The sequence below is a fragment of the Corynebacterium lipophilum genome (assembly GCF_024102595.1).
Classification (GTDB): domain Bacteria; phylum Actinomycetota; class Actinomycetes; order Mycobacteriales; family Mycobacteriaceae; genus Corynebacterium; species Corynebacterium pseudogenitalium.
This window is the reverse complement of the sequence record NZ_JAEUWV010000031.1, coordinates 1-10,406: the sequence shown is the minus strand read 5'-3', so window position 1 is coordinate 10,406 and position 10,406 is coordinate 1. Positions and strand designations below refer to the sequence as shown.

7 protein-coding genes, 1 tRNA gene and 1 pseudogene are annotated in these 10,406 nt (G+C 60.9%); 7 read left to right on the top strand and 2 right to left on the bottom strand.

The window, feature by feature from the left end; all coding sequences use genetic code 11:
- Positions 1 to 282 precede the first annotated feature (282 nt).
- Positions 283 to 4,143 (top strand): type I pullulanase, encoded by a 3,861-nt coding sequence (gene pulA, locus JMN37_RS10965; RefSeq protein ID WP_252932175.1) that lies wholly within the window; start codon positions 283 to 285, stop codon positions 4,141 to 4,143.
- A 183-nt stretch (positions 4,144 to 4,326) separates the two neighbouring features.
- Positions 4,327 to 4,399, top strand: a tRNA-Ala gene (locus JMN37_RS10960).
- Between the two features lie 20 nt (positions 4,400 to 4,419).
- Here JMN37_RS10960 and JMN37_RS10955 read toward each other — a convergent pair.
- Positions 4,420 to 5,283 carry an RluA family pseudouridine synthase gene (locus tag JMN37_RS10955; RefSeq protein ID WP_252932174.1) on the bottom strand — a complete coding sequence of 288 codons (864 nt, stop codon included), beginning with the start codon at positions 5,281 to 5,283 and terminating at the stop codon, positions 4,420 to 4,422.
- 35 nt (positions 5,284 to 5,318) lie between these two features.
- Here JMN37_RS10955 and JMN37_RS10950 point away from each other — a divergent pair, with 35 nt between their 5' ends.
- Together JMN37_RS10950 and JMN37_RS10945 are read left to right on the top strand one after the other, a co-directional pair.
- Positions 5,319 to 5,801: a methylated-DNA--[protein]-cysteine S-methyltransferase gene (locus JMN37_RS10950; RefSeq protein WP_252932173.1), complete on the top strand. Its 483-nt coding sequence runs from the start codon at positions 5,319 to 5,321 to the stop codon at positions 5,799 to 5,801.
- A pseudogene (locus JMN37_RS10945) lies at positions 5,794 to 6,549 on the top strand (fructosamine kinase family protein). The gene JMN37_RS10950 and the pseudogene JMN37_RS10945 overlap by 8 nt, the downstream one beginning before the upstream one ends.
- Here JMN37_RS10945 and nadE read toward each other — a convergent pair.
- Positions 6,546 to 7,394 carry an NAD(+) synthase gene (gene nadE / locus JMN37_RS10940; RefSeq protein ID WP_070975268.1) on the bottom strand — a complete coding sequence of 283 codons (849 nt, stop codon included), beginning with the start codon at positions 7,392 to 7,394 and terminating at the stop codon, positions 6,546 to 6,548. The pseudogene JMN37_RS10945 and the gene nadE sit on opposite strands and share 4 nt — an antisense overlap.
- A gap of 35 nt (positions 7,395 to 7,429) precedes the next feature.
- Between nadE and JMN37_RS10935 the strand changes: the two genes are divergently transcribed.
- From JMN37_RS10935 to JMN37_RS10925, 3 genes are all read left to right on the top strand, one after another.
- Positions 7,430 to 8,791, top strand: coding sequence for a sugar porter family MFS transporter (locus JMN37_RS10935; protein WP_252932172.1), 1,362 nt, complete (start codon positions 7,430 to 7,432; stop codon positions 8,789 to 8,791).
- Between the two features lie 114 nt (positions 8,792 to 8,905).
- A complete protein-coding gene (gene ykgO / locus JMN37_RS10930) occupies positions 8,906 to 9,028 on the top strand; it encodes a type B 50S ribosomal protein L36 (protein WP_018020497.1) in 123 nt (40 codons plus the stop codon).
- A gap of 69 nt (positions 9,029 to 9,097) precedes the next feature.
- Positions 9,098 to 9,937, top strand: a complete 840-nt coding sequence (locus tag JMN37_RS10925; RefSeq protein WP_252932171.1) for a serine hydrolase — start codon at positions 9,098 to 9,100, stop codon at positions 9,935 to 9,937.
- Positions 9,938 to 10,406: the final 469 nt, after the last annotated feature.

The following is a 10,406-nucleotide window of genomic DNA, read 5'->3' as shown; positions in this document are numbered from 1 at the left end:
CGGCTGCCACACCGAGGATTTCCCGTCGGGGGCTAGATATATGCTTCCGGAGCATATACTTTCCGGAAACCTACAGGTCAATCCGTGAAAATCCGCGATTCCGGACACACTTTTTGACCCTTAACCCTCCCCGATTGAGGGTGTGAGGTTGTATTTCTGCGAAATTTACAGTGATGCAGATTACTTCAGAACTTAATCGTGACTGAATTGTGTCTGAGTCATGCTAGCTTAAGGAATGGTCATATTTTTCCATCTTGATGCTGTTTTGGTCTAGGAGGGCCAATGAAATCACCAACATATAAGAGCATCTTGGGGTTCTTGCTGACATTCCTATTGGTGTTTACGGGAGGTACTGCGCCGGATGCGCGAGCCTTCCAAAACGCTGATGTAATGTACCTGACCTTCACCCCGGATCCTGCGGTTGAAAAGCCGCTTACCACCTACCGTGTGGATTACTGGGCGCAGGGCGACAGCAAGCAGCGGCAGATGTTCTCAAGTGTCTTGCCTAATGGCGACCTGTACGCGACTATCGCAACAGACGAACACCCCTTAAATTTCCAGGTGTATCGTACAGATACGCTTTCGCTCCAGCAGGACGAGCAGGAAAACCGCATATGGGAGTCCGCAGTCTTTGAGGGCGTACAGACCGGTAACTCGGTGTATGCAAAGGCAGACGCATGCTCCTTCAGCTATAAGCCCGATGGGCCGTTCCGCACTGGAGCGCAGTGCGCATTGCAGGTGAGCTTCACCCCTGATCCTGCTGTCCCAGAAAGCGAGTACAACCTTTGGGTTTGGTACGGAGAGAATGACGGAACGTCAGTTCCCTTTACTGGAAAGAATGGGGCTGGGCAGCTTACTGCGGAAATCCCGACCGTTGCTGGGCACGACAAGGTCAACTTGATTGTGCGTCGCTCGACTGCAGAGCAGGAGTGGGCGTGGCAATCGAAGGATCTGCGCGATATCCCCACAACGGGACATGTAACTATTGGCACCGACAGCAGCTACGAGTTCATTCCTGCAGAGGAACCGAATGGGTTGCCAACGAAGGTTTCGCTCACCGTGCACTATGTGCGGCACGACAACAACTACGAAAACTGGAATATGTGGACCTGGTTGCCGGATGAGGATGGGCATAGGGTAGATTTCACGGATGATCACACTGCTACCATCACACACGAAAACCCCAAGGGGATCGAGAAAGTTGGTCTTGTAGTGCGGCGCTCGGATCCTGGTAATGAGTGGGCGTCGAAGAATAGTCCTGATGACCTTTATGTTTCGGACTTCTCAGATGGAAAAGCCGAAATCTGGCTAGTTGAGGGTGACTCCACGATTTATTATTCCAAGGACGACGTGCCACCGGCCCCTGAGAGCAAGTGCTCTGTGTTGCACTCGAAAGAGTTTAACGAGAAGTATTTTTACGACGGCGAGCTCGGCGCGATCTATAGCCAAGACAAGACCACGTTTAGGGTCTGGGCGCCAACGGCAAAGTCAGTAGAATTCGTGAACTACTCCGACAATGCTGCTGTAACTCCGATGTCGAAGGGCGAGCGTGGAACCTGGGAGCTCACCATCGATGGTGACCAGCAAGGACTGGAGTACCGTTACCGCCTGGCATTCGAAGACGGGACAGTCAACGAGGCCGTCGATCCGTACGCGCGGGCAGTGACTGCAAATGGAGCCCGCACCGTAGTCATCGATGCGGAGAAGACAGCCCCAAACAACTGGGACGGCAAACGGATGGCACCGTTTTCTTCGATGCGGGACGCCATCATTTACGAGGCGCACGTGCGGGACCTGACCATCGGGCCTGACAACGGCATTGCGCATAAGGGGAAGTTCCTGGGCCTGACCGAAGCCGGGACCAAGACACAGGCGGATAACCTGTCCGGCTTGGATTACCTGAAGTCCCTGGGCGTCACCCATGTGCAGCTGCTGCCGATTTATGACTTTGGGTCCGTGGACGAGACCGGTGACCTGTCGTTTAACGCACAGTACAACTGGGGCTACGACCCACAGAATTACAACGTTCCCGAGGGCTCCTATTCGACGAACCCCCAGGACCCAACCGCGCGGATTGTTGAGCTGAAGTCCATGATCGCGGCACTTCACGATAACGATATTCGGGTCATCATGGACGTGGTGTACAACCACGTATACACCCCGGAGAACTCGCCACTGCAGCAGACGGTTCCCAACTACTTCTTCCGGATGGATTCGAACTGTAACTTCTTTGACGGTACCGGCGTCGGCAATGAAACTGCTTCAGAGCAACTGATGATGCGCAAGTACATCGTTGACTCTGTGACGTACTGGGCAAAGAATTATGGAATCGATGGGTTCCGTTTCGACCTTATGGGGATCCATGACATTGAGACGATGAACGCCGTGCGTGAAGCGCTCAATGAGATTGATCCTTCGATCGTCATTCTCGGTGAAGGCTGGGAAATGGGGAACCATCCAGCTGGCGTACTTGGCGCGAACCAGAAGAATGCCGAAAAACTGCCTGGCATTGCCTTCTTCAATGATCAATACCGCGACACCGTCAAGGGCGATAACTTCGAGCTGGCACACACCGGTTTCATCAACGGCGCGAACCAGGAACACCGTTCGTGGGACCTGCTGAACAACATCAAGGGCGCCCAGCACGTGCGGGACTACCTCGGCCCGGAGCAGTCCGTGGTGTACAACGAGGCCCACGACAACTACACGATGTTTGACAAGCTCAAGGGCAGCATGCCGCACGCCTCTGATGGAGAGATCACAAAGCGTCACGCGTTGGGTACCGCTACGCAGTACTTAGCGAACGGCGCAGTGTTCATTCACGCAGGGCAAGAGTTCTTGCGCACGAAGTCGGGCGATCATAACTCGTATAAGTCGCCCGACGCAGTCAACGTATTCGACTACGACAGGGCAGCACAGTTCGCAAAGGAAGTGCAGTTCTTCCGCGACCTGAACGCGTTCCGCAAGCAGTACGATTTCATGCGCCTACCGAGCTATGGGGCGATCAACAACAAGTACACTCATGAAATCACTGCGGGAGCAGACAGCATCAACACGAACCACGTGGGCTACACCGTGAAGGACGCATTTGCAGGTGATATCGACGCCTTCGTGTACGTGAACGCTGCAGACGAACCATGGCAGGCCCCACTGCCTGCCGGCGAGTACGAAGTGATGATTCAGGGGATGGACGTCTACGACGAACCGCAGGCTCTTTCCTCGGACGGTGAAGTCGCTGTTCCACCGTTGAGCATTATGCTGCTGCGCGAGACCCCTGAGCCTGAGCCGTCGCCGGAGCCGACGCCGAGCGAGGAGCCGAGCACGACCGCGAAGCCGGAGCCGAGCACGACTGCGAAGCCGAGCACGACCGCGAAGTCGGAGCCCACGACGACGGTGAAGCCGGCGCCGAGCGTGAAGCCGAGCACGAGTGCGACCGCGAAGCCGAACCCGACTACGAGCGAGGAGCCGAGTGCGACCGCGAAGCCGAACCCGACTACGAGCGAGGAGCCGAGTACGACCGCGAAGCCGGACCCGACGACGACGGTGAAGAGTTCTACAATGGCAGTGCCGTCACCGAGCACGTCTGTCAAGCCAACCACGTCTACAAAGTCGGAGCCGACGACGGTGCAGCCGGAGCCGACGACGGTGCAGCCGGAGCCGACGACGAGCGAGGAGCCGAGCACGACTGCCAAGCCGGAGCCGACTACGACAGTGAAGCCGAGCACGACCGCGAAGTCGGAGCCCACGACGACGGTGAAGCCGGAGCCGAGCACGACGGTGAAGCCGAGCACGAGTGTAAAACCAAAGCCGAGTTCGTCTGTCAAGCCGGAGCCGAGCACGAGCGTGGAGACTTCTACAATGGCAGTGCCGTCACCGAGTGTGTCTGCCAAGCCGACCACGTCTGCCAAGCCGACGCCAACCACGAGCGTTAAACCTGACTCGAGCAGTAATTCAAGTTCCGAGTCACGTGGAATATGCTCCAGCAATTCTTCCAGCCAAAGTAGTAAGGGAGACAATGGGAGCAGCACTGGTGCAGCCGTGTGTGGAGTGGTCTTTACCGGGCTCCTGCTGATCGCACTGGGCATCCTTGCCACAGTGCCCCCACTGAAGGACCAAATCGATCGGTGGTTGCGTAGTTTGTGATGCATTGAACTGCCTAGGATGGCAACCTAGGCAGTTCTCACGCGGTACCAATTTGAGTGATTTGTTCCCGCTCGCTTGAAGGAGAGGCTATTTCCTCAGGAGAGCGGGAAGGTCCTCTGTATGCATTTGCTTCACATTAAACGCACGGTATAAGCTGAATTTTACGCGTGTTTTAGCGTGCGCGGGGCTATGGCGCAGTTGGTAGCGCACCACACTGGCAGTGTGGGGGTCACGGGTTCGAATCCCGTTAGCTCCACAGAAAAGACCGCAGGTTGCTTAGGGCCTGCGGTTTTTGTGTTCCCGGACCGGCGCCGTCACTGCGACGTGCTCGCCGTTGCGCAGCGTGAACTCCAGCTGGTACGCGTGCAGGAACATGCGCTGCGCGCGTGTGCGGGAGCCGTACGCGCGGTCGCCGACGATGGGGTGGCCTTCGTGGGCGGCGTGTACGCGGATTTGGTGACGTCGTCCAGTAATGAGCTCGGCCTCGACGAGTGTGTTCGGCCCGCGGTTTTCCACGCGGCGGAATCGTGTGTGGGCGTCGTCGCCGTCGGCACGTACGACCATGGTTTTCGGTGTTCGCGCGATCGGGGCCTTTACGTCGCGTGTACCCGCCCAGCGTCCCTCCACGACTGCGCGGTAGATGCGGATCACGTTCTGCTCGCGGAAGGCTCGCTGCAGGTGGCGCAGCTCTGCATGGTTGAGCGCGATCAGCAGCGCCCCGGACGTCTCCTTATCGATGCGGTGCGCAAGCTCAGCGTCGGGGTATACGTCGCGGATGCGCTCGATAACGCCGCGCCGCGTCCCGGTTCCCGCATGCACCGGCACCCCCGCCGGCTTATTTACTACCAGTGCCGTCGGCCCCTCCCACAGCACCTCAAACTCGTGGCTCTTACTTTTCGACGCCCTCTTCGCTTCCTGACAGAACTCACCCGGCAACGTGATCACGTCCCCAGCCCGGACGCGGTAATCCTGCTTGATACGTTTCTGGTTGACACGCAGCGCCCCCTTGCGTGCGAGCTTGAACAGCATGGTCGCCGGGCACGTGGTGTAGCTGGCGAGGAACTTGTGTATCCGCCGCCCGTCGTGGTCCTCCGGGACCGTGATCGCTGAGTATCCGGGTGGGGGAATGTAGGTGGTCATGGCTGGCACCATAGCAAGGTGCTAGTACTGGTGCCATGTGTGAAACATCATTCGCTACCGTCGAGACGCAGGTCGGAACGTTGACGGTTGTCGTTTCGCCCCGCGGAGTGCGCCGGATTGCGCTACCGAGCGACGACGCTGAGCGTGCAATCCGGGAAACCGGCGCACGCCCCGGCCCGATTGGTGCCGTCCGCGGGCAGCTCGAGGAGTACTTCGCCGGGACACGAACGTCTTTCGATGTCCCGCTCGACCTTGAGGGCCTCCCGCCGTTCCGGACGAAGGTGCTGGGCGCGCTCCAACACGTGCCGTTCGGCGAGGTGACGACGTATAAGGGGCTAGCGGTGGACGTCGATAATCCGGGGGCGGTGCGTGCCGTCGGCACTGCGTGCGCGCGCAACCCGCTGCCGCTGCTCATTCCGTGTCACCGGGTCGTGCGTAGCGACGGCCACCTCGGGCGCTACCGTGGTGGGGAAGACATGAAGCGATTCTTGCTTGCATTGGAGGGCCACCTTGAGTGATTTCAGTAAGCGTTGTACCGCGCCGGGCCAGGCGAGCAGCGAGGCGACGGGGCTGCGCTGGTTGCGTGAGGGCAGCGAGGCAGTCGTGGAGGTCCGCGGCGTGGACGAGGAGCAGCAGACGTTGCGGATAGAACGCGTCGAAACCGTGCGACCCACTCGCGACGCGGCGCGGCGGGCGGGGGAGGAGCTGGCGAAGATCCACGCGATGGGCGCTGAAGCCTTCGGTGCACCGCCGACCGGTTGGGAGGGCCCGAACTTCATCGGCCGGGTTGAGCAGGACTGCGTGCCGGAGCAGCGGTGGGCGAAGTTTTATACCGAGCAGCGCGTGCTGCCGTTTGCGCGGGCTGCACATGTGGCGGGAAATATCTCGAAGTAGCAGCTAGAGCTCGTGGAACGCGCCTGCGCTGCGCTTGTTGAGGGGGACGAGGACGCCCCGCTGGCGCGTATCCACGGGGATCTTTGGGCAGGCAACCTGCTCTTCGACGAGTCGGGCCCACGGTTCATTGACCCGGCGGCGCACGGTGGACACCCGTTGACGGACATCGCCATGCTGGCGTTGTTCGGCGCGCCGTTTTTGGAAGATATCCTTGCGGGCTACGAGTCGCGGGCAAGCCTGGGGGAGGACTGGCGTCGGCGCATCCCGATTCACCAGCTTCACCCGTTGGCCGTGCACGCGTTGACGCACGGCCCGGCGTACGCGGGGGAGCTTGCCAACGCCGCGCAAGCGACGTTAGACGTGACGGGCTAAGCCTTCCACCAGGAGGAATCTGGCCCTGGCGGCAGGTGTCGTTTGTGCTGGCCGATGCGCCAGAGGTGCTCGATGCGTTCCGCCGCCGCGGACGGAACGGTTTTGCCTTCGAGGTAATCGTCGATGTGCTGGTAGGTCACGCCGAGCGCTTCTTCATCGGGCAAGGCCGGGCGGTCCTCTTCCAGGTCGGCGGTGGGGACTTTCTCCCAGAGGCGAGGGTCGGCGCCGAGCTCGCGGAGGAGAGCTGCGCCTTGGCGTTTGTTGAGGCCGGCGAGGGGGGTGAGGTCTGCGGCGCCGTCGCCAAACTTGGTGAAGAAACCGGTGACGTTTTCCGCCGCGTGGTCAGTGCCGATGACCAGGAGGTTGCGCTCGCCGGCAAGCGCGTACTGCGCCACCATTCGAAGGCGGGCTTTCACGTTGCCCTTGTTGAAGTCGCTGAGGGGCGCCCCCAACGCACCGGCGACCTCATCGCTGAGCGCCTTCGTGGCAGGAGCAATGTCAACGGTCACCGTCTCATCCGGTTCGATGAAGCGGAGCGCCAACTGGGCGTCGTCCTCGTCGACTTGGACACCGTGGGGGAGGCGGACGGCGAGGAAGTGGGCGTCGACACCCGAGTCCCGCAGCCGCTCGACAGCGATCTGTGCGAGGCGACCTGCGAGCGTCGAGTCCTGGCCCCCGGAAATGCCGAGTACGAAACCGGCTGAGGAGGCTGCGCGGGCATAGTCGCAGAGGAATGCGACGCGACGCTCGATTTCTCGCGCGGGATCAATCGAAGGTTGGACCCCGAGCGTGTCGATGATCTCTTGCTGTTTGCTGCTAACTTGCGGTGAATCTGGCCGAGACATAGGAACCAGCGTACCCACGGTGCATATTGGTATGCATGCAACAACTCACCACTGCCCAACGAAGCTACGTCCGGAAGGTTGCGGGCGTCGCCGCGCTGGGCGGGCTGCTCTTCGGCTACGACACCGGCGTGATGAGCGGCGCGCTGCTCTACATCACCCCCGAATTCCAGCTCACGCCAGGGCAAGAAGGGCTTGTGACCTCGATGTTGCTCGTCGGCGCAGCGGTCGGCGCGCTCAGCGGCGGGTCGATCGCGGACAGGCTCGGGCGCAAACGCACCTTAATAATGGGCGGCCTCGTGTTCATCGCGGGCTCGCTGTGGTGCGCGCTTGCAGGATCGGTGGAAGCACTCGCGGCGGCCCGAACGTTCTTAGGAGTCGGCGTCGGCGGAGTGTCCATCGTGGCGCCGATGTACATCTCGGAGATGGTGCCCGCCCGGGTGCGCGGCAAGATGGTGTCACTGAACACGCTGATGATTGTGGTGGGGCAGCTGCTCGCGTACTCCGTGAACTCCGCACTCGCCTCGACCGGCAGCTGGCAGCTGATGCTCGGACTCGCCGCAGTGCCCGGAGCCGCGCTGGCCGTCGGCATGGCATTCCTGCCTGAAACGCCCCTGTGGCTCGCCCGCCACCAGCGTATCGACGCAGCCCTCACCATCGGCTACCGCGTCGGCATGACCCGCGAAGAACTCACCCTCGAAACCACCGAAGACGCCGAGCTTCGCGCCCAGCGCGGCGGCGAGTGGGCACGTCTGCGCAACGTTCGGTGGCTACGCATGACCGTGCTGATCGCCGCGCTACTCGGCATCACGCAGCAGGTCACCGGTGTGAACGCTATCGTCTACTTCGCGCCAACGATGATGAACAAAGTCGGCCTCTCCACCGAAAACGCCGTCTACACCTCCATGGTGATCGGGCTCGTCTCCGTCGTCGCGTGCTGGGTCGGACTGCAGGTCATCGACAGGATCGGCCGCAAACGACTACTGCTCATCGGCCTGAGCGGCAACGTCATCTTCCTCTTCGCGCTCACGCTCACGTACCGTGCCGCGGAAAACAACGCCGCACTCGCGTGGGTCTCACTCGCCTGCATGGCGCTGTTCATTGCGTCGCAGCAGGCAGCAGTCTCGCCCACCACCTGGCTGCTTATCTCCGAGCTGGTCCCGCCACAAATCCGCGGCGCCGGCATGGGCCTCGCAGGACTCGCACTGTGGGTCATGAACTGGATCGTCGCCCAGTTCTTCCTCCCACTTGTCGACGCCCTCTCCGCCACCGCCACCTTCTCCATCTTCATCATCTGTGGCATCCTTGCAGCAGGATTCGTCCGCTACTTCGTCCCCGAAACAATGAACCGGAGTCTGGACGAAGTGGCGTCGGAAATGGAGCAACGCTACACCAAGTAGCACCGGCGTTTTGGTTTCCCCACGTGATGGGGTAATATAACGCGACGTGTCGCGACCAGACTGTTTCCAGTGGTCGCACGAAGATGAAGATCCTCGATTAGAAAGGAGCGCCCGATGAAGGTCCGCAAGTCGCTTCGGTCGCTGAAGAACAAGCCGGGCGCCCAGGTTGTGCGCCGCCGTGGCAAGGTTTACGTCCTGAACAAGAAGGAGCCACGCTTCAAGGCTCGTCAGGGCTAATTCAGCACTCGTGAAAACCCGCACCTCGTGTGCGGGTTTTTTCGTGCCCGGGGCACTAGGGTGGTGGAGGTGAAACGAGCATGCTGCGCCCTCCTCGCCGTGACCGCCCTCGGGGCCTGCGGGACACCCACTAACGACGCCCCGCCGACCATCACCGTCACCTCAACGACGACGCACCCGAACGCTCAGCCGCCTGCACCAGCTGACGAGCCGATGGGCGAAGTGGGCGTCGATAAGCTGCTCTCCGCTATCGCCGACGAAGTTGCCAACCAGTTCGGAGGCACCGTCGCAGTCGCCGCGGGCGACGTAGGAAGCAGCGACGACCCAGCGATGCCTGCCTGGTCAACCATCAAAGTCCCCCTCGCAGTAGCGGCGTACCGCGTGGCGCCCGACACCGCGCAGCTCGCAGCACCTGCCGCGATCACCGCCTCAGACAACGACGCCGCGCTGCAACTCTGGAACGTCCTGCCACCCGGCGCCGGCGATACCGTCTTGGCCGAGGGCGGCGTACCAAAAACCATCAACACCGAACGCATTCGCCCCGAGTTCTCAACCTTCGGCCAAACCATGCTCACCGCCGCCGAGGAATCCACGTTCATGTCGCATCTGAGCTGCCTGAGCGGCGTCGGCCCCGTCCTTGAACTGATGGGGCAGATCGTAGCCGGGCAAAACTACGGCCTCGGCCAGCTCCCCAATGCGCGGTTCAAAGGCGGGTGGGGGCCCTCGGTGTCCGGTGGATACGAAGTGCGCCAGATGGGACTCGTGTCAAATTCCGCTGGGCAGGACGTTGCATTGGCTTTGGTCGTTGTCCCCGCCGACGGCAGCTACCAAACCGGCCAGGCCATGGCTAACGCCGTTGCAGAACAGCTCCGGAGCCAGCTAGATCAGCTGCCGGTTGCGGCATGCTGATTGGTTGATGTGGGTGTCCGCGGGGCGGACAAACAGCTGGCGAAGCTTGGCTCAACCCACCTCTCAATAAGTAAGGTTTCCGCGGCGCGGACACCGCTTCGTGATTTGCAAACGATTCCCGCATTCCGCGGGGCGGACAATCTATCCGTTGTTACAACCCAACCTCCCGCACAGTCCGCCGCGCGGACTCCAACGAAGCTTTAGTCGACTCCAGTAGCATTCCGCGGCGCGGACAGAGCGAGTTCAGCTCAAGACCCCAACGATTGCATCAAGGTGTCCGCCGCGCGGACACCCACCCACACACCCGTGCTCGAAAGTGGCGTCGCAAAGCACCCCGCGCACGGACCTGACCCCCGTTAGGTAGACACCTCTGAAACCGACAACACAGTGTCGGAGAAAGGTAACCTACCCTAATGCCACGGAAAACATATTCGGAGCAATTCAAGCGCGACGCCGTTGCCATGTACGA

Bases quoted from the DNA above. Each gene is read 5' to 3' on its own strand.
- JMN37_RS10950 (WP_252932173.1), top strand. From the start codon at position 5,319: ATGTGTGAAACATCATTCGCTACCGTCGAGACGCAGGTCGGAACGTTG.
- ykgO (WP_018020497.1), top strand. From the start codon at position 8,906: ATGAAGGTCCGCAAGTCGCTTCGGTCGCTGAAGAACAAGCCGGGCGCC.
- nadE (WP_070975268.1), bottom strand. From the start codon at position 7,394: ATGTCTCGGCCAGATTCACCGCAAGTTAGCAGCAAACAGCAAGAGATC.
- JMN37_RS10935 (WP_252932172.1), top strand. From the start codon at position 7,430: ATGCAACAACTCACCACTGCCCAACGAAGCTACGTCCGGAAGGTTGCG.
- pulA (WP_252932175.1), top strand. From the start codon at position 283: ATGAAATCACCAACATATAAGAGCATCTTGGGGTTCTTGCTGACATTC.
- JMN37_RS10955 (WP_252932174.1), bottom strand. From the start codon at position 5,283: ATGACCACCTACATTCCCCCACCCGGATACTCAGCGATCACGGTCCCG.